We start from the raw sequence: 20587 nt of genomic DNA on the forward strand, positions 1-20587 counted from the left end.
TTTAGCACTCTTCCAGCACACGCACCGCCCGCTTTATCAGAACACCGGTTAAATGTTTCCGGTATTCAGCGCTGCCGCGCATATTTGAAGACGTCTGAACCTGATCACGGATCCACTTTGCAAGACAGGCTGCTTTCTTCCCGGTCTGCGTCTTGTCCTGACTTTCTCTGGTATCGGCATCCGCATCTGCTTTTGTTTCAGCCTTTTGCTTTTCCTCTATAAGCGCCTGTATTGTCTCCGCTGATGCCTCGAACAACACAGCACGCCCCGGACGCGCACCGATGCTAAAACGATATGCTCCATCCGCCCGTTTCGCCGCTGCACAGGTCAGCACTGGAAAATCAGTCTGCGTATTCCGCACGGACTGGTAGTGATATACGGCTTTGTCTTTATGGACAATTAATTTGACTAAAATGTCCCGGCCGCCGATCTGTTTTGCAAATTCCACCAACGGCATCCTTCCAGCTTTGTAAAGTTCCACTTCGGTGTCCATCGCCAGGAACATCGTCAGGACATCTGAAAATCCAAATCTGCCATAGATACTGCCTCCGACTGTCGCCAGGTTCCGAAGCTGCACGCCGACGATATGGCGCACCGACTCGCGCATGGCACCGTCTGTGTATGCCGCCAATCCCGGATGTTCTTCCAGCTGGCGCAGGGTAACCATCGCGCCAATCTCAAACGCATCCTCTGTCTCCTCTATCTGATCCAGCCCCAGCCCTGAAATATCAATCGCGGTTCCTACATTGCCCCGGCTCATCTTCAGCCAGATCATACCGCCTATCACCCGGTTCGCTTTTTTCTGATTCAGCTCCCAGGCTTCCTCCAGGCTTTCTACCCGTTTATATTCTCGAATCGTCATCATAGGTTTTTCCTCTTTTTCATCTATTTCTTAAATAACAAAATTATCCATCTTTTATTATAGCATAAAACATGGTATAATTCCGTTGTTATTTTTAAAATACAACGAGACCCCTTTTTCCAGAAAAGATTAGGAGGATTTGACAAAAACTATGAAACCATCCATCCGTACCTACCTCTGCAACGACGAAAACCATCGTTTCTTTGGCGAAGGTCCTCGTCAGCTTCTTCATGCCATCGATGAAACCGGATCGCTCCGCTCCGCCGCTCTGTCCATGAATATGGCGTATACAAAAGCACTTCGGATTATCTGCTCCGCCGAAGCCACGCTTGGATTTCCACTGACCGTCCGCACCACCGGCGGAAAAGGCGGCGGAGGCAGCCAGATGACGGCGGAGGCGAGGGAGTTTCTAGCTAAGTATGAGGCATATCGGGATGCATGTACGGAGAGTGGGAAACAGTTATATGAAGAATTTTTTTGCAGGCGGAAATCTGTTTTTTTCTCTTCTGGAACACAAACGTCCTCTTTCACTTGTTTGCAAAATTCAAACGATGTTCGGGTCGCCTGCATCATCATGGCCTCCGGTCTTGGAAAACGTTTCGGCTCGAACAAGCTCATGGCTTCGTTCCACGGTACTCCGCTCATCCACTCGGTTCTGAATGTGACCGGTTCTGTTCCGCTCTTTGCCGATCGTCTCGTTGTAACGCGCTCCCGGGAGGTTCACGATTACTGTCAGTCCCTGGGGATTCCGGTGCTGATTCATACACTTCCCAATCGGAACGAGGCGCTCTGCCTGGGACTTACACACATGTTAAAAAGGCACCCGGATTTATCAGGCTGTCTCTTTGCACTCGGCGATCAGCCGCTTCTGCGTCCACGGACACTGGAACGGATATGCCGGCGCTATCTCGAATGCAGAATATCACCAAGTCACTCAAAATCTGTTTTCCCAGATTCTGATTTTTCCATTTTGAAATCAAAATTGCCTCAGAATTCAGGAATTGCAGAAAAATCACCGATTGTACAGCTCTGCAGCGTCCAAATGACGGCTTCTCCCGAACCTTCCGTCTCAACCACCGTCGGAAGCCCGATTCTCTTCGACCGGGCATATTTTGACGAACTGCTCCATCTGCCGGAAAAAGCTGGCGGAAGCCATGTTCTCCGCCAGCATCTGGACGTTGTCCAGTATGTGACTGCCGAAGTGCCGGAGGAATTGATGGATGTAGACACGCCGGAGGAGCTCAAACGCCTGGAGAATCTGGTAACAATCGAATAAAACTATAAGGACTGACATCGCACATGCAGCATGATGCCAGTCCCTTTTTATCAATCTACGTATCACTTTCAGCCATACATTCCATATTTTATAGATGGATCTTATATTTTTATGTACCTATGACCTTTTTCTAATCTTCCTATTTCTTACGCCTCTTCCTTCGGCAGCAGCACATTCAGGATAATCGCCATGAAAGCTGCCGGAACGATACCAGATCCGCCGAATACAAGCTGAATTGCTTCCGGCATCTTGGAAAGGATGGTTGCATGTGCACCCATGCCGTAACCAACACCCAGTGCAACAGAGACGATGGTCAGGTTGCGTGAAGTCATCTTCTCTTTCGTGATAAGCTGAATACCGCTAACTACGATCGAAGAGAACATCATAACCGCTGCGCCTCCCAGTACCGACTGCGGCATGATCGAAACGATCGCACCCAGCTTCGGAATCAGACCGCACAGAATCAGGAATACCGCGCCGGTTGCAAGTGCCATGCGATTGACTACCTTTGTCATCGTAACCAGACCTACGTTCTGGCTGAACGAAGTGTTCGGAAGAACACCGAACAGCGCCGCAATACTGGAACCAAGTCCATCGCAGATAACGCCGCCGGAAAGCTCTTTATCGGTCGCCTCACGGTCCATACCGCCCTCAACGACACCGGAAATATCTCCGACCGTCTCAACAGCGGTTACAATAAACATGATAAGAACCGGCAAAATCGCGCGCATATCAAAGACAATTTTAACCGGGACGATCGGCGGAATGCTGATCCAGCTCGCCTGTGCTACCTTATCCCAGTTTAATACCCATGCTTTGGTATATTCGGTTCCGTCCGCTGCAATACCCGTGTGCGGAAGCACCAGACCCATGATGAATGCTACAGCATAACCGGCAATAATTCCGACCAGAATCGAGGAAGAACTTAAATATCCCTTCGTTCCGTGCTTCACTGCCAGAATCACAATCAGGACAAAAATAGCAAGCAGCATATTTTCCATGGAACCAAAGTCCTGCGCCGAGCTGCCGCCGCCGAAGGAATTGACGCCGACCCCGATCAATGACAGACCAATCGAAAGAACGACCGTACCTGTTACGACCGACGGGAAAAATCGGCGAAGCGGCTTTAAGAAGCATCCAAGCACACTCTCGAACAGACCGCCGATGATCGAAGCACCCATAATGGCGCCGTACGCTAAAATACCGCCGCCCATCGTAGCCGCCACGCTGTTGAATACACCGATGAAACCAGAGCTGGTTCCCATGATAATCGGAACCTTGCCGCCAACCGGACCAACCGAAAATAACTGCAGCAGCGTGATCAGTCCCGCCACCAGCATCGCATTCTGCAGAAGCTCGATCTGCAGCTGTGCCAGATCGTTTCCGCCCGTGATACCACAGGCGCCTGTGATGATCAGAAGTGGTGTCAGGTTACCGACAAACATCGCAAGCACGTGCTGCAGTCCCAGCGGAATCGCCTGTTTTAACGGCATCTTCGCCTCAAACTCATAGGCAGGTCCCGTAAATTTCTTTTCATTTTCCATAGATTTTCTCTCCCTGTACCCAATTTAAAACTACCTTTTTACACAGTTTCCAAAACATTCTCAATTATAAAAAAAAGCATATGAACTGTAAAGATTGTTTTTTCATTTGTATATTATTTTTCATTAAGTAAGTTATAAGTATTACTTATAATTTGCTTACCCAGTCCACAATATCACCAAATACCTCTTCCCGGTTGATCTCATGAAACAGTTCATGCCTTGCCCCCGGATAAAGTTGCATCGCCACATTGGTACATCCGGTTTCTTGCAGATCTTCCATCGCGCGACGCACACCGCGTCCGCCTTCTCCGACCGGGTCCTCCTCTCCCGATATCAGCAGAATCGGCAGATTTTTCGGAATTCCATCAAAGCCTCTCTTCCGCTTCAAATCCAGCATGACCTGGAAAAAATCGACGAATGCCCCATCGGTAAATAAAAACTGGCAGTATGGATCCGCCTCGTATTTTTCATCCTCCTCCGTCACGCGCGACAGCCATTGATGTTCCGTTTTTCCTTTTTCAAAATAGCGGTTATAGCTTCCAAGAACCAGCTGGTGCAGCCGCTCATTTCGTCCATTTCTTCCTTCCAGCCACGCTGCCGCTGCCACGACGGTTCCGCCCAGCCACAAAAGTGGTTCCGGCTGGCTTCCGGTTCCCATGAAAATTGCGCCGTCCAGCCATTCTCCATAATGCGTGATAAAACGGCGTCCAAAAAACGAACCCATGCTGTGCCCCAGAAGAATATGCGGAATGCCCTGAAACTTGTGTTTCGCAAAACGTGCCACCTGCGCCATCGCACCGTTCACGCGGCGGACACCATTTTTCTCCGCGAACTCGCCCAATTCCCCTGGTTTTGCTGTCCGTCCATGTCCCGGATGATCGTGCCCGATGACCGCAATCCCCGCCCGGTTCATCGCCTGTGCAAATTCTTCGTATCTGCCAATGTGCTCGATCATACCGTGCGCCACCTGAATGACCGCCCACGGTGTTTCCTCCGGCTCCCAGCAGATGCCATGGATTCTGCCGCTCCCATCCTGAAATGGAATATAAAAATCTTTGCCCTGTGCCATCCTGATTTCCCCGCTTTCTAAATGCTATATCGAATTATCTCTCTCAACATTGCCTGAAATATTTTTTATTTTCCTGTTTTATTGAAGCATATAATTTTCAGATCCTTTTCATATACAGGATACCACAAAAACACTCTATTATACAATTTTCCCCCCTAAAAAAGAATGTGCCTTGTTGTGTAATAGGGAATTCCCTATTACACAACAAAAGCTCCATCTTTCGACGGAGCTTCTGCAGTCATACGTTTTATATATCGTATGTCATATATTCATGAATCAGTGATTCATTAGTTGTTTGTATACAGAGTAACGAGCTTGTTCAGGTACTGGTATCTAGCCTTTGCCTCTTCCTCGTTCTTTGCATCCAGCGCGCCGGCTCTATCCGGATTCTTCAGAGCCAGAGATGCGTAACGAACCTCACCCTTTAAGAATGCCTGGTAGTCACCTGTCGGTGCCTTGCTGTCCAGAGTGAACTTCTTGTCCTCTGCAGCCGGATTGTAACGGAAGTTGTGCCAGTAACCGCACTCTACCGCCAGTTTCTCCTCGGTCTGAGCCTTGTCCATACCTTTTTTGATACCGTGGTTGATACACGGAGCATAAGCAATGACTAAGGACGGACCCGGATATGCCTCTGCCTCAGCGATTGCCTTAACAGTCTGAGCATAATCAGCACCCATGGAGATCTGGGCAACGTATACATAGCCGTAGCTCATAGCGATGGAAGCAAGATCTTTCTTCTTCACATCTTTACCACCTGCTGCAAACTGTGCAACTGCACCGGTCGGAGTTGCCTTAGAGGACTGTCCGCCTGTGTTGGAGTAAACCTCGGTATCATATACCATGATGTTGATATCCTTGCCGGAAGCAAGTACGTGGTCAACACCGCCGAAACCGATATCGTAAGCCCAACCGTCGCCACCGAATACCCACTGGGATTTCTTAGCGAGGAAGTCTTTGTTCTTCACAATATCCTTGCAGTTCGGGCAGTCGATGCCGTCCAGAGCCTCTACCAGCTTGTCGGTAGCTGCGCCGTTCAATGCACCGATTCCGTAAGTATCCAGCCACTCTTTGCAAGCTGCTTTCACTTCATCGGTCGCCTGTTCTGCCGCCATCACAGCCTCAACCTTACCCTTTAAGCCGTCACGGATTGCGTTCTGAGCCAAAAGCATACCATAACCGAACTCTGCGTTGTCCTCGAACAGGGAGTTGTCCCAAGCCGGACCCTTGCCAGCCTTGTTCATGGTGTAAGGTGTGGACGGTGAAGAGTTGCCCCAGATAGAAGAGCATCCGGTTGCGTTGGCAATGTACATACGATCGCCGAACAGCTGAGTAATCAGTTTTGCGTACGGAGTCTCGCCGCATCCTGCACAAGCGCCGGAGAACTCAAGTAACGGCTGTTTGAACTGGCTTCCCTTAACGGTTGTCTCTTTATATTTATCAATGACATCCTGTTTGATCGGAAGTGTCTGACCGTAGTCATAACCCTTCTGAGCCTCCAGATTCTTGTCAAGACTTACCATCGTAAGTGCTTTCTCACCCTTCTTGCCCGGGCAGACATTTGCACAGGAACCACATCCGGTACAATCCAAGGAAGAAATAGTCATCACGAACTTGTACTGCGGCATACCTGTAAGCGGCAGTGTCTTTGTTCCTTCCGGAGCGGCAGCAGCCTCTTCCTCGGTCATCGCGATCGGGCGGATAACTGCGTGCGGGCACACATAAGAACAGAAGTTACACTGGATACAGTTGTCCGGATTCCAAACCGGTACATTGACTGCGATACCACGTTTCTCGTATGCAGCGGAACCAGACGGAGTTGTACCATCTACATAATCGGTAAATGCAGATACCGGCAGGTTGTTACCCTCCTGAGCATTAACAGCAGCCTGAACGGTGTTGACAAACTTAACAACATCTGCTCTTCCCTCGGTTGCGTGAGTCATCTCAAGTCCCTCGTCCTCGCCGTTCTTCCAGCTTTCCGGAACCTGAATCTCTACAACGTTCTGAGCGCCTGCATCGATAGCAGCCCAGTTTTTCTTAACAACATCTTCGCCCTTACGACCGTAGGTTGCCTTTGCAGCAGCCTTCATCAGTTCGATCGCTCTCTCCTCCGGAATAATATTTGCCAGCTTGAAGAATGCGGACTGAAGGATGGTATTGATACGGGTCGGGCCCATACCGGTCTCGATACCCAGTTTAACACCGTCGATGGTGTAGAATTTAATCTTGTGGTCAGCGATGAACTTCTTAACCTGTCCCGGTAAGTGCTGCTCCAGCTCTTCCATGTTCCACGGGCAGTTTAACAGGAATGTACCGCCGTCAACCAGTTCCTGAACCATGTTGTACTTACGGATGTAAGCCGGGTTGTGACAGGCAACAAAGTTTGCCTTGTGGATCAGGTAGGTGGATTTGATCGGTTTATGACCAAAACGAAGGTGGGACATTGTAACACCACCAGATTTCTTGGAGTCATAATCGAAGTAAGCCTGTGCGTACATATCGGTATTATCGCCGATGATCTTGATAGAGTTCTTGTTTGCACCTACAGTACCGTCAGCACCAAGACCCCAGAACTTACAGTTTACAGTTCCTTCCGGAGTGGTAACAAGCGGTGCGCCAAGCTCCAGGGAAAGGTTGGTAACATCATCTACGATACCGATGGTGAACTGTTTCTTGGTTGTGTTCTCATATACAGCTACGATCTGAGCCGGTGTGGTATCCTTGGAACCAAGTCCGTAACGACCTGTGAAGATCGGAGTCTGATCGAATTTTGTACCCTTTAATGCTGCTACTACATCAAGGTAAAGCGGCTCGCCAAGGGAACCCGGCTCTTTGGTGCGGTCTAATACGGAAATCTGCTTAACAGTATCCGGAATAGCGTCTACCAGTGCGCTGGCTACGAACGGACGGTACAGGCGAACCTTTACAACGCCGACTTTCTTTCCAGCTGCTACGAGGTAATCGATCGTCTCCTCGATGGTATCGTTGACAGAACCCATTGCAATGATAACGTGCTCTGCATCCGGAGCGCCATAGTAGTTGAACAGCTTGTAGTCTGTGCCAATCTTCTCATTGACCTTGTCCATGTATTCCTGAACAATCGCCGGAAGTGCATCGTAGTACGGGTTGCAAGCCTCTCTTACCTGGAAGAAGATATCCGGGTTCTGAGCGGAACCGCGCTGACACGGGTGGTTCGGGTTCAGTGCATTCTTACGGAATGCATCGATTGCATCCATATCTGCCATATCTTTCAGATCTTCATAATCCCAGGTCTCGATCTTCTGAATCTCATGGGATGTACGGAAACCATCGAAGAAGTTAATGAACGGAATCTTGCCCTTGATGGATGCCAGATGTGCAACCGGGGTTAAATCCATAACTTCCTGTACGCTGGATTCACACAGCATCGCGCAGCCTGTCTGACGGCACGCATAAATATCAGAATGGTCACCGAAGATGGATAACGCATGGCTGGCCAGTGCACGAGCAGAAACATTAAATACGCCCGGGAGCTGCTCACCTGCAATCTTGTATAAGTTCGGGATCATCAGAAGCAGACCCTGGGAAGCGGTGTACGTGGTTGTCAGCGCACCTGCTGCCAGAGATCCGTGCACTGCACCTGCTGCACCTGCCTCAGACTGCATCTCTGTAATCTGAACTGTGTGGCCGAAAATATTGGTTCTTCCGTCTGTTGCCCATTCATCGGTAGCCTCAGCCATCGGAGAAGAAGGGGTAATCGGATAGATAGCTGCCACGTCGGTGTATGCGTAAGAAGCATGCGCTGCTGCGTGGTTTCCATCCATGGTTTTCATCTTTCTTGCCATAATGAATATTCCTCCTATTGATAGTGAATGTATTCAGTAATAAATCTCCCCAAATAGATTGTCCTGGAAATTTACCTGATAATATTATAACAAATTCTCGTCAAAATGCAAATAATTTTGATTTATATCCGGTATTATTTTTCGAACAATTACAAAAAAGCTGTCTACTGTTTTTTCAGATAGTCGATAAAACCACAAAATATGAAAAAAAGCGCCGCCAGATGAAGAAAGCCTCTCCATCCAGCGGTGCTTTTCATTCAAATGCCGCTTGAATGCCCTTTTATCATTCATTTTTGCAATCTATCTTACAGCACTTTCTATATTTCACCTTAGTTTTGCCTTGGTTTTAATTGCTTCCAGGTCCATTTGCTTCCACAACCGGGTTCGTTTCCTCTGGCTCTGGAGTTGTCTCCTGTGGTCCTTCGTTGGATTCCGCCGCTGTCGTGGTCGGAGCTTTTGTCTCGCCGCCAGGGCTGGACGGTGCCGCTGTGGTTGTCTCATGTGCCGCTGTCGCTCCTCATTAGCTGCATTGTCTCAGCCGCAGTGCTCTCTGCTGCCGCCGTTGCCTCCGTTGCGTTGGTCGCTACAGTAGCGGAACTGTTACGTTTGATCTGCGCTGCCTTTCCACGATAGCTGCTATTGTGAAAAAATTCACGACTCACTTCTTTATCATTCTCATAGGTAACCAGATCCGTGGACCAGCGGCTGCCCGGAGTCGCTGCCTTTGTCTGCACTTCCTGATTCGGCTGCAGGGAACCATCCTCGGTATAAACCGCAGACGGCGGATCAATCTCGCCTGTCTTCTCAGAAGACATACGGATCTTGACACCCTCTTTCAGAATCGGAACTCCATACAGTGCGATCGTCAGTTTTCGATCAGATGCGCTGAAGCTTGCCTTGATAGCCAGCGGATATTCCGAGTTGTTGACGAACTTGAAGTCCGGTCCGCCGTAGCTGACTGCCGCATCCTCGCCCGGTGTAACGTAGGACGGCTCGTAGCTGTGTGCGTGGCGCTCCGTACTCTTCAGCCCCGCAAATACAACCGCATTGTATAAGGTCGAAGATACCTGGCAGACGCCGCCGCCTGGCTCCTGGACAACCTCGCCATTTAAGTATGCGGTTGCCGGCTTGTAGCCTTTTTCTTCGGTTCTCGCACCGGTCGTATTGTTAAAGGAAAATTCCTGTCCTGGTTTGACAATCGTTCCGTTTAACGCTGCGACCGCCAGACGGATATTCTCGTTTCGGTTGCTGTTGGAGGTCGTCGTGGTTGTGTAGGTGGACATTGTCTTGTACTTATCCTGTACCGACGAATCCGCTGCGACTTCCTTCGTCTCTGCGGTCAGGACGGCATCAAACTCTTTCTTGTCAATCGCATCGACCATCGCCTGTGCCAGCTTATCCTGATCAATGACAAGTCCCTTGGTGCCCTCGCTGAACTCAAACTTACCCGTTTCCTTATTGTAACCGGAGATACCGCCGCTCTTGGCTGCCATGTTCCAGTTTCCGGCAATCAGTGCTGCCTCTGCCTTGGCATCCTCGATCATATTTTCCGTGTTGACTTCATATGTCTCACCCGGTTTCAGATCACTTGCATAGATCTCCTCGAGAAGCTGATCAACTTTATCCGCCATCAGATTGGTAACGTCGGTCTCTTTGTCCTCGTATTTGGCCTTCATCTTCCAGTCAAATGAATCAAGGATCGCCTTGCGCGCCTCCTCCTGCGTCATTCCGTAAATATTGACGCCGTTGACGGTCACCGCTCCATCTGCCACGGTACTCTCCTGTACGATATCCGATTCGGTCGCCCCGCCTGCCGCGCTGCCCCCACCGCACCCGCGGGAGGCAATCGCCGCTATCAGGATAACCGCCAGGACACCGATCACGATCAAAAGGATCTGTGTAATATCCAGACGGTTTCTTCTCTTCTTTTTATAACGCCCGGAAGTATGACTCCGACCGGCTGCCGCCCGATTCATCACAGTATCCCGGCGTCCCGTGCTTGTGTGCGCATCTGTACTTTTTGTATGGCTGGATGTTCCGGACGACGAACGATGCCCGGTACTGCTATGTCCGGCACGGCTGTACGAACTCAGCGTTCCGCCCTCCAATCCTCTATGTTCAAAATTCCTTCCTCCTGAAGAATTTCTGTTGTACTCACTCATTTTCCATCACCTGTCCGTCTTTTCCATGAAATTTTATTATATGTGTTTATTTGAAAATATCTCTGCTACAGTATAGCACAATTCCAGGAAAAGAAAATAACATAATTCTTAAATTAACTTATAAATTTTTTTGATCCCCACAACCGTTTCCTGGTACAAATTTCCACAGCCGCTCTGTTTTTTGTATAACGCTTCTTCTTTCAAATATATCTGATGTAAACAATCATTTTTGTTCCCGTTTACACACTGGCAAACTGCAGCGGGTATCTGCCGCATACTTGACTTTTCCATCTAATGCGGGTAGTCTTACAGCAGAAGGAGGTCTGCATCTATGCAGTTAATTGATTTACACGTTCATTCTACTGCTTCGGACGGCACACTCACGCCCACCGAAGTGACAAATCTGGCGCTCCAATGCGGTCTGACCGCCTATGCGCTGACGGATCATGATACAGTTGACGGCGTTGCGGAAGCCATGCAGGCAGCCGAGAACACCTCCCTGACTGTCATTCCCGGTGCCGAATTTTCCAGTCCTTATGAAGGAAAAGAAATCCATATTCTGGGGCTCTATCTGAACCCGCACTGCCCGGAACTTTTATCTGCACTGCGGCAGGTCCGCGAGATCCGTAACCGGCGCAATGAAGAGCTTCTCGCTTTATTTCAGGCAGATGGATTTCCCATTAAATATGAAGATTTAATTCACGGAAATGAACACACTGTCATCACCCGTGCCCATTTTGCACGCGCACTGCTTGAAAAAGGCTGTGTCACTTCGGTCAGCCAGGCATTTGATAAATACCTCGGGGACGGCAAAAAATATTACCGCCCGAAGCAGATGATTGAGCCGGAGGAAGCGATCCGCCTGATCCGTGTAGCTGGCGGTTTACCAGCGCTCGCACATCCTCTCCAGTATAAACTTGGCTGGAAAAAGACCGAGCAGCTTCTCTCCTATTTAAAAGAAGCCGGAATGATGGGCATCGAGGTTTATTATTCCTCACACTCTCAATCCGACAGTCTTCATTTACGTGAAATAGCTTCCCGTCTCGGTCTGGTCTCCACCGGCGGTTCCGATTTTCACGGTGCCAACAAACCAGATATCCATCTTGGAAGCGGCTACGGCGGTCTGCGGGTTTCTGCACTGCTGCTGGACAACATAAAAGCCCGGTTACAGCAGAAAAACAGCTAAAATGCTGATTTACCCGCTCACGCTTCTATCGGTTCCGTATGTTCAGGCATTTACAATCTATATGAAAACTTCTTAATGAACCTGCTGAACAGACGTCTGTTTATATGTTTACATATGATAGAGCGCCTGCTCAATCCCTTCTTCCGAGACGGACTCCGCCAGTACGGCTTTCATTCCCGCCGCGCTGGCGGTTTTTTCTGTCTTTTCTCCGATACAGACGGCTGTAAATCCGTTCAATGTCTCCTTATCCGGCTGTAAAATATCCAGGAATCCCTGTACCGTCGATCCGCTCGTAAACGTGGCCGCATCGATCGCGCCCTCTTTTAGGAGTTCACGGATGCGCTCTGCAAGCGGCGATTCCTCCGGCGTGATCGTATCGTAAAGTGTCACATCCATATAGGATATTCCGGCAGCTTCAAATGCCTGCGTCAGTTCCGGCGAACCATGTCTGGCGCGCAGGATGCATACGCGTTCGTTCTGCTTCACCTGTTTTGCCAGCCCTTTTCCGAGATCTGCCGCATAAAAGCGCTCCGGAATATAATCTGGGTAAATGCCGTGTTCCCGGCAGACGGACGCGGTTCCCTCACCGATCACAGCAAAACGCAGATGGGAGAGGCTCCTGAAATCTTTCTGCATCTGGTTCAAAAGCTCAAAGAAATATTGTGCCCCTGCCGGACTCGTGAGCACCAGCCAGTGATACGATTCCAGATTCCGAACCAGTTCATACAGTTTTTCTTTATCCGCTGTGCCAGCATCCGCTTTTTCTGATTTTTTCCAGACCGGTTTTAACTCAATCGTCGGAAATTCCAGCACCTCCGCTCCGGCATCGCGCAGATGTTCCGCCAGCTTCTGGCTGCGCTCCTTCGGGCGGGTAATCACGATCCGTTTTCCTGCCAACGGCTTTTCTTCTCTCCATGCACACGTATCAGCAAGCGCACAGACCTCCCCGATCACAAGGATGGCAGGCGCCTTGACGCCCTGACGCACACCCTCTTCCGGAAGTGTCTGCAGGGTTGCGCGGATCATTCTCTGGGACGCAAGGGTTCCGTTCATCAGAAATGCCGCCGGCGTCTCCGGTTTCATTCCCGCATTCAGAAGCCCCTCACAGATCCTCGGCGCATTCGCAACACTCATCAGAAAAATTAAGGTGCCGCCGACCCGAGCAAGTGCCTCAAAATCCAGAGCCGGCATGCCCTCCATTCGATGTCCGGTAATCACATGAAACGATCCCGCCAATCCGCGGTGCGTCACCGGGATGCCAAAATATGCCGGAACCGCCAGGCTGGAGCTGATACCTGGAACCACCTCAAACGGGATCTGATGTTTCTTTAAAAATTCAGCTTCTTCGCCGCCGCGTCCAAAGACGAACGGATCCCCGCCCTTGAGGCGCACGATCGTTCCGCCCTTTTTCGCTTCCTCTAATAAAATTTCTAAGATTTCTTCCTGCTTCTTCGAATGGCGTCCACTCCGTTTACCAACGTCAATTTTCCGCGTGTGCTCCGGAATCCAGCCCAGTACCGCGTCGCCTGCCAAAGCGTCGTAGACGACGGCATCCGCCTGCTCCAGAAGTTCTCTGCCGCGCAGAGTAAAAAGCCCTGCATCGCCAGGGCCCGAGCCGATAAGGTAGACTTTCCCCAGCGGAGACAGTGCAGGCTTTCCCGATAACTGTTCCGCCAATTTTCTTCCAAGCTCCGCTGCTTTCTCTGCCTCCCCCTCAATGGAGCCAATACGGACTTCTCCCGTTTCTTCCTTATAATAAAGACCTCGCAGCTTGATTTTTCCATTTTCAAGCACCGCCGAAGCTGCTGTCGGCGACGAACATCCGCCTCCAAGCGTGGCGACAAAGCCCTGTTCTGCCCTGGTTAAAACCGCAGACTCCTCAGAGTGAACCATTTTCACAAAAGGGATCTCCCGGTCACGCCGTCCCTGGATTGCCAGAATACCCTGTCCTGCTGACGGGATCATTTCCTCCACAGAAAAATAACGGCTGATGCGATCTGCAAATCCCAGACGAATCAGCCCCGCCGCTGCCAGAATCAGCGCATCATATTCGCCAGAATCGAGCTTTCGCAAACGCGTGTTCAGGTTGCCTCGGATCCCCTTAAATTCTGCATCCGGGAATAATCTCTGCCCCTGTAGGACGCGGCGGCGGCTGGAAGTTCCGATTACCGGGTGTGCCGGAAGCTCGGATAAGCCTTCACGCAGAACCAGCACATCGCGACAATCTTCGCGCTCTAAAAGCGCCAGCACCGGCAGCTCCTCCGGCGGACAGAGCGGCATATCTTTTAAGGAATGAACTGTCAGCTCGCACCGCCCTTCATAAAGCGCCTGATCCAGCTCTTTTACAAACAATCCCCTGCCGCCAACCGCATCAAGTGGACGGTCAAGCACCTTGTCTCCCGTCGTTTTCATCGTGATCAATTCAAATCCTGTCTCCGGACAGACATTCTGCATCGCTGCGATCGCCATCTTTGACTGAACAACTGCCAGCGCACTGTCGCGGCTGCCTACGCGGATCCTATTTTTATCTGTCAATTTTTAATCTCCTCTATAAAATATATTAAGTATCTTCTACCTCTGCCTCCGCCAGCACGCGGCGTACTTCTTTTGCTACACGATGCGTCAATCCCGGATCCGCTCCGCCAGAAATCAATCCGGCTGTCAGTTCTCTGCCCTGGGCGATCGCCGGGAAATAAAACTCTGACTGACTTTTATCGGAAGCCATATTAAACCAGACGGAATGGCTCGACGCATCCTCCTTGATCCCTGCGTCCGTCCCCGTCTGCCCGGTCGCTGCCAGCGCCATAAAAAAGCTTTTTCCTGCCAGATCGTATCACGAACTTCCTCATAGGTTTGTTCAATCAGACAGATTTTCCGTGAATCCGCCAGCTTCCGTATCTCTTCCGAAGTGTTCGGTGCAATCACCGTGATCGCTGCGCCAAATTTTTCCAGCACGCCGACCCGCCTCGATGCCACACTTCCAGCTCCCACAACCAGCACCTGCCGATCTGTCATATCTATAAAAATCGGAAAATAGGACATTTCTCTTCTCCCACTATTTTCGTTTGGTAACTGTTCAGTGCCTTCACAGTCACGCGCAATAAATCCGCAGACCTACTGAACAGTTACTTCGTTTGTTTCTATGCCACCGGAATTGAGTTCATCTCTTCAAAACCGTATTTCCGTATTATTATAAGGTTTCACGTTTTATAAATCAAGCATGAGGCAGACCTATTTTTCATTTTAGAACCTCTTTTGTTTCTGTTCACGGGTAGGCACTTTGGGAACCGAAAGTGCCGTAAGAAAACGTGGTGGCAGCAGGAATTTGCCGTATTGAAATGCGAAGCCACGGCAAATTCCGTTACTTTTTACGTATGCGTGTACAGTAACCCTCTTTTATTAATACCCGTATACGTAAAAGTAATCCTTGTTTTGTCTTGCCAGAACGGTGCAGATTTTGTATACTTATAACACATTTAAATTCAATACAATGAGTATAAAAAGATTGACTAATACCAATAAAGGAGTTACAACGATGGAAGAATTTTACAAAGCAATCGAAGACAAGATCAAAGCTTCCGGCTATCCGGGCGAGGTAAACGGCGAGGATATCTACAACGACATCTGCGATCAGATGGAGGAAAAAGAAAATGGAACCTATCTGTTTCTCTCCAAAAAAGACAATGGCGTCGTATTTGAATACAAGGTAGACATTCTGGATGAGTCCTTCAATCTCTCCTATGTTCATATTACCGCAAATAACGACACGTTTCATATTGATTTTGACAATTAATAGACAATCTTTTCTTGGACATCCCTGTATTTTTGACATACAGGGATATTTTTTTAAGGATTTTTTTGGAAAATGTGAGCATTGCGCCCTTTATAGAGGTCTGTTATAATTATCATTGTTAAAAGATTGACGAAATTATAAACTGCACACAGGGTTGTGTGCCAATCCATGAAGGAGGGCTAAATATGAAAATCCAGAACATTTCCGATGTAAACACATTTTTTAAAGTAATTGATTCCTGCAAAGGAACCGTCGAACTGGTTTCCCCGGAGCGACCGCATCAACCTGAAATCCAAGCTGTCCCAGTATCTGTCGATGGCAAATATTTTTTCCAATGGCTATATCAAAGAGCTGGAGCTGGTTGCTTATGAGAAAGAGGACTTAGACCGACTGATTAAATTTATGTATCAGGGGGAGTAAGCTCTCTTCTGAGGTGTACACGGTATGTACGTTGCCATTGTATAAAAAAATGTTTGAATGATGCGATAGAAACTGTATAAAAAAGCTTTCTGGCTACATGGCAGATTGGCTCTGCTGCACAGGAAGCTTTTTTCCGTTTTATGAATCTAAGTCAAACCGTTTCTCATACTTCACGCAGTAAACACGCAAACCTTCTAAACAGCTACGCTTCTATCCGCGCCAGCTCTTGAAAGACTTTTTCAATTTCTTCCCGCGACGCCCGGAATGTTCCCTGCACCATCTGGGTGCTCCCGCCGCCGCGTCCCTGCAGACGGGCGTTTAATTCTTTTCCGAATGCACGCATATCACGGCCGAGGCTTCCGGCTGTGTAGTTATAACCTGACGCGTCATCGCCAGAGCACACCAGCACGGTCTCTCCTTTTTCCTGTTCCAATAGCAGATTTGCAAACTGACGCACCAGAACTGGCGTCATGCCCTGCTCAAATACAGTCAACGCTTTCTGCCCCTGCGGATAGACGTCTGCCTGCATGGTGAGAATGCGCTGCCAGAGGCGGTTGATCTCACCGTCCTTGCGCCCGCTCTCCTCTTTCAGATGGCTGACCGCCTCTGCCGCCTTCTCCGGTTTTGCAGAAAGCAGGTTAGAGATCGTCTGCATCTGCTCCGTCTTCGCCTCAAAATTCTCCAGCGCACGGTCACCACAGAGCATGGAGAAACGCACGCCGCCCTTGTAATTCATCAGGGAAAGCACCTTGATCACGCCGATCTCTCCCGTGTAATCCACGTGTGTGCCGCAGCAGGCACAGATATCCGCCCCCGGAATCTCTACAATGCGGACCTGACCGGTCAGCTCTTTCTTGCTGCGGTAATCGATCGTTTTCAATTCCTCCTCACCCGGATATGTCACCTGTACCGGAAGATTTGCCCAGACAACCGCATTTGCCTTCTTCTCGATTTCCTTTAACTGTTCCCAGTTAAGCGGACCATTCAGATCGACCGTCACTTCATCGTGTCCCATATGAAATCCGACATTATCATATCCGTATGCGGCATGAATCAGCCCCGATATGATATGTTCTCCCGTATGTTGCTGCATGTTGGAAAAACGCTGTTCCCAGTCGATGGCCGCGTGAACGGTGCTTCCCACCTCCAGCGGCGCGTCCGTCTCATGAACAACCACGCCATGTTTCTCCTCCACATGTGTCACATGCACTTCCCCGATCCGTCCGGTGTCCGACGGCTGTCCGCCGCCCTCCGGGTAAAATCCGGTTTGGGAAAGTTCCACCTCAAATCCGTGCTTTGCCGGGCGACAGGCGGTGACGATGGCATCAAATTCTTTTACATACGGTGTCTGATAATATAACGGTTCCATTTTCATTCCTCTTTTCATTTCGTTGTACAATGTTCTGTGACAAATCGTTATGGATAAACATCCATGTCGATCCGCCCGGTTATCTCGGTTATCTCGATTATTTCAACAAAAAATTTATAGTAAAATATTTCCGTCCTAATTTTCCTGATTTATGGAAACTGTGGCAAGCTGCCCCTCATATGATGAAGTGTATAGAAAATCTCGGAGGACATAACCATGAGTGATTTAGCGGCTACCAACTGCGGTTGCGGATGTGATAACAACGGAGGAAGCTGCGGCTGTAATTGTGGCTGTGGATGCGGCGGTTTCGGCAACAACAACTGTCTCTTTCTGATTCTGATTCTGCTGTGCTGCGGCGGATGTGGCGGCGGATGCTTTGATCACGGATGCGGCGGCAACAACTGCGACTGCCTGATCTGGATCCTGCTTCTGTGCTGCTGCTGTGGCGGCGGTGGCTTTGGCTGCTGATAAACATCCGCCCATATCCAGCATATCTTTTGAGAATGCATCCATGTACATTTTAATACCGCAGATTTAACACCATCACATCTTATTTGCGCGTCAACTGATAAATCAATGCATTGCAGATCGCGGCGGCTACATTGCTGCCGCCTTTTCTGCCTCTTGCCACAATATAAGGAGTGTCCGGCAAGGATATAATCAATTCCTTGGACGGCACGACATTGACAAAGCCGACCGGCACGCCGATGATGAGCTTCGGGTGGATTTTTCCCTCCTGAATCAACTCGTACAGACGCACTAGCGCGGTCGGTGCATTCCCAACTGCAAAAATACAGTCTTTTCCCATTTCTGCCGCCTTGTCCATGCTGGCAACCGCACGGGTGGTCCCGGACGCTGCCGCTTTCTTCGCGACATCCTCGTCCGCCATAAAACAGTAGACCTCACCGCCCAGCGACGCAAGCGCGCGCTTGTTGATGCCGGATTTTCCCATATTCGTATCAGTCACGATGCACGCCCCATTTTTCAGGGCTTCCAACGCCTTATCGACTGCGCCCGGTGAAAATACAAGCGAATCTGCGTACTCAAAGTCAGCTGTCGTGTGAATCACGCGTTTCACAATTGGTGCTTCTTTCTCCGGAAATGTCCGTTCCCCCAGCTCCTCGGTGATAATCTCAAAACTTCTCGCCTCGATCTCCGACGGCAATACCTGACTGAGTTCTTTCATTTTTTCATCCATCTATCTACACTCCCTTTTCCAGAATCCGGTAAATTGCTTCCATATCCAAGTACTTCCGCATCGTGTCTGCCAGCCGGTTGTACTGCTCTTCCCGGTATTTCTCATAATCAAACGATAATCCGCCGACTTCCGGCTCCATTCCTTTTTCTTTCATCAGCGCACAGACAATCGTCTCCGCCACCTCTGCCTTGTCAAAAATGCCGTGGACGTAAGTGCCGTAGAGATTGTCCCGGCAGCAGCCATCTTGTTTTTCAGTGTGGTTTCCCGCCTGTTCTTCCCTAAGTTTCAATAAACTATGATTTACGGCTTTTTCCTGCTCCTTGATCACGTTCTTAACAATATCACCGCCGACAGATGATGTCTCTCCCATATGTATTTCATATCCTTCCGCCTCCATCCCCGAAAGCCCGGAAAAGATACCGCTGACCGTCCCGAAACATCCCTTGACCTGCGTCCTGGTCTTTTCTTCCTGAAACTGTGTCTGTAACGGCAGAAGTCCCATACCGGAGATCGTACGCCCAGGCACACCCGCCTCGGTTCCTTCCTGATCTGACAGCGTCTGTCCCATCATCTGATAGCCGCCGCAGATGCCCCAGATCGGCGTTCCTCCGGCTGCTTTCTTTAAAACTGCCGCTTCCAGACCATTCTGCCGCATCCAGAGCAAATCCTCGATCGTATTCTTCGTTCCCGGAAGAACAATCAGATCCGGTCGTCCCAGCTCAGACAGGCGGCTCACATAACGCACCGAAACGCCGGGGATCGGGTCAAAGACGTTCAGGTCAGTGAAATTGGATAAACGCGGAAAGCGGATGGCTGCAATGTCGATCCATGCCTCTACATGTTTTTCAGATGACTCGTTTTCCTGTTTAAGGGTATTATTCCGCCCTGTGGATGAAAGGCGGCTGCTTAAACTATCCTCGTCCTCGATATCCACATCCATGTACGGAACGACGCCGACCACCGGAATCTTGCATAATTTCTCGATCATCTCAACACCTGGATCCAGGATCGTCTTATCGCCGCGGAATTTGTTGATGATAAGCCCCTTTACCATCGCCTGTTCATCCGGTTCCAGAAGCGCTACCGTTCCATAGAGCTGTGCAAACACACCGCCCCGGTCGATGTCCCCGGCAATCAGCACCGGCGCACCCGCCATGCGCGCCATTCCCATGTTCACGATATCATCCGATTTTAAGTTGATCTCCGCCGGGCTGCCGGCGCCCTCGATCACGATGATATCGTACTGTTCGGACAAGTGCTGAAACGCTTTCTTGATTTCCGGGATTAGCTGCTTTTTATACTTGAAATATTCCTTCGCGGGCATTGTGCCGATCGGGACACCGCGCACGATCACCTGAGAACCGACATCGCTGGATGGCTTTAAGAGAATCGGATTCATGTCCACCGATGGCTCACAGCCCGCCGCCTGCGCCTGCACTACCTGTGCGCGTCCCATTTCCAATCCCTCGCTGGTAATATAGGAGTTCAGCGCCATATTCTGCGATTTAAACGGCGCCACGCGGTAGCCGTCCTGCTTGAAAATCCGGCAGAGTCCCGCCGCCAGCAGGCTTTTTCCCGCATTGGACATCGTTCCCTGTATCATGATTGCTTTTGCCACGGTGAAATCCTCCTTATTTTTGAGTGTCTTACCAAATAATGGTTGCTCAAAGCTATTTAATTCGAAGCTATTTTGTGCTTAACCGAAACTATTTTTCTGCCATTTGTCCTTTCAAATGACAGAGGCTATTTTATGGGTTCGTGTAACTGTTCAGTACCTTCACAGTCACGCGCAAAAATCCATTAAAAATTGCCTACGGCAATGGGATTTTTGCCTGCTGGCCCATGTTTTCGTACGGTCAGCGCAGTAAATGCGCAGACCTACTG

The 20587-nt window shown here is 49.7% G+C and carries 14 protein-coding genes and 1 pseudogene; 5 read left to right on the forward strand and 10 right to left on the reverse strand.

Annotated features, from left to right (window positions below):
* Position 1: 1 nt before the first annotated feature.
* On the reverse strand, positions 2-865 hold the full coding sequence (locus tag DWZ16_RS06665; RefSeq protein ID WP_117795471.1) for an FAD binding domain-containing protein: 864 nt from the start codon (positions 863-865) through the stop codon (positions 2-4).
* Positions 866-1001: 136 nt separating this feature from the next.
* Between DWZ16_RS06665 and DWZ16_RS15420 the strand changes: the two genes are divergently transcribed.
* Positions 1002-2138 carry an NTP transferase domain-containing protein gene (locus tag DWZ16_RS15420; protein ID WP_182427305.1) on the forward strand — a complete coding sequence of 379 codons (1137 nt, stop codon included), beginning with the start codon at positions 1002-1004 and terminating at the stop codon, positions 2136-2138.
* A 146-nt stretch (positions 2139-2284) separates the two neighbouring features.
* Here the strand turns inward: DWZ16_RS15420 and DWZ16_RS06675 are convergent, their stop codons facing one another.
* From DWZ16_RS06675 to DWZ16_RS06690, 4 genes are all read right to left on the reverse strand, one after another.
* Positions 2285-3682: a uracil-xanthine permease family protein gene (locus DWZ16_RS06675; RefSeq protein WP_118522484.1), complete on the reverse strand. Its 1398-nt coding sequence runs from the start codon at positions 3680-3682 to the stop codon at positions 2285-2287.
* 145 nt (positions 3683-3827) lie between these two features.
* Entirely contained in the window at positions 3828-4751 is a 924-nt protein-coding gene (locus DWZ16_RS06680; protein ID WP_106999934.1) for an alpha/beta hydrolase, read from the reverse strand.
* A gap of 287 nt (positions 4752-5038) precedes the next feature.
* Positions 5039-8575, reverse strand: a complete 3537-nt coding sequence (gene nifJ / locus DWZ16_RS06685) for a pyruvate:ferredoxin (flavodoxin) oxidoreductase (RefSeq protein WP_106999935.1) — start codon at positions 8573-8575, stop codon at positions 5039-5041.
* Positions 8576-9072: 497 nt separating this feature from the next.
* Complete coding sequence (locus DWZ16_RS06690; RefSeq protein WP_243021944.1) at positions 9073-10737, reverse strand: VanW family protein; 1665 nt, start codon at positions 10735-10737, stop codon at positions 9073-9075.
* 331 nt (positions 10738-11068) lie between these two features.
* Between DWZ16_RS06690 and DWZ16_RS06695 the strand changes: the two genes are divergently transcribed.
* Entirely contained in the window at positions 11069-11923 is an 855-nt protein-coding gene (locus DWZ16_RS06695; RefSeq protein ID WP_118482152.1) for a PHP domain-containing protein, read from the forward strand.
* A 108-nt stretch (positions 11924-12031) separates the two neighbouring features.
* On the opposite strand, the gene hemC is transcribed toward DWZ16_RS06695, so the two are convergent.
* A complete protein-coding gene (hemC, locus tag DWZ16_RS06700; RefSeq protein WP_243015299.1) occupies positions 12032-14458 on the reverse strand; it encodes a hydroxymethylbilane synthase in 2427 nt (808 codons plus the stop codon).
* A gap of 25 nt (positions 14459-14483) precedes the next feature.
* On the reverse strand, positions 14484-14729 hold the full coding sequence (locus DWZ16_RS16690) for a hypothetical protein (protein ID WP_118482153.1): 246 nt from the start codon (positions 14727-14729) through the stop codon (positions 14484-14486).
* A 729-nt stretch (positions 14730-15458) separates the two neighbouring features.
* On the opposite strand from DWZ16_RS16690, the gene DWZ16_RS06715 reads away from it, so the two are divergent.
* Both DWZ16_RS06715 and DWZ16_RS06720 read left to right on the forward strand, forming a co-directional pair.
* Entirely contained in the window at positions 15459-15716 is a 258-nt protein-coding gene (locus DWZ16_RS06715; protein WP_022359554.1) for a hypothetical protein, read from the forward strand.
* Between the two features lie 185 nt (positions 15717-15901).
* Positions 15902-16136 (forward strand): annotated as a pseudogene (locus tag DWZ16_RS06720) (polya polymerase).
* 202 nt (positions 16137-16338) lie between these two features.
* Here DWZ16_RS06720 and DWZ16_RS06725 read toward each other — a convergent pair.
* A complete protein-coding gene (locus DWZ16_RS06725; protein WP_118482155.1) occupies positions 16339-17505 on the reverse strand; it encodes an alanyl-tRNA editing protein in 1167 nt (388 codons plus the stop codon).
* 216 nt (positions 17506-17721) lie between these two features.
* Between DWZ16_RS06725 and DWZ16_RS06730 the strand changes: the two genes are divergently transcribed.
* Positions 17722-17973, forward strand: a complete 252-nt coding sequence (locus DWZ16_RS06730; RefSeq protein ID WP_022359551.1) for a hypothetical protein — start codon at positions 17722-17724, stop codon at positions 17971-17973.
* A gap of 82 nt (positions 17974-18055) precedes the next feature.
* Here the strand turns inward: DWZ16_RS06730 and DWZ16_RS06735 are convergent, their stop codons facing one another.
* Together DWZ16_RS06735 and DWZ16_RS06740 are read right to left on the reverse strand one after the other, a co-directional pair.
* Positions 18056-18691 carry a precorrin-8X methylmutase gene (locus DWZ16_RS06735; RefSeq protein WP_107000405.1) on the reverse strand — a complete coding sequence of 212 codons (636 nt, stop codon included), beginning with the start codon at positions 18689-18691 and terminating at the stop codon, positions 18056-18058.
* A gap of 16 nt (positions 18692-18707) precedes the next feature.
* Positions 18708-20321, reverse strand: a complete 1614-nt coding sequence (locus tag DWZ16_RS06740) for a cobyric acid synthase (protein WP_118482156.1) — start codon at positions 20319-20321, stop codon at positions 18708-18710.
* Between the last annotated feature and the right edge of the window lie 266 nt (positions 20322-20587).

The sequence above is a fragment of the Clostridium sp. AF29-8BH genome (assembly GCF_003478145.1).
In the GTDB taxonomy this organism is placed as follows: Bacteria; Bacillota; Clostridia; order Lachnospirales; family Lachnospiraceae; genus Otoolea; species Otoolea fessa.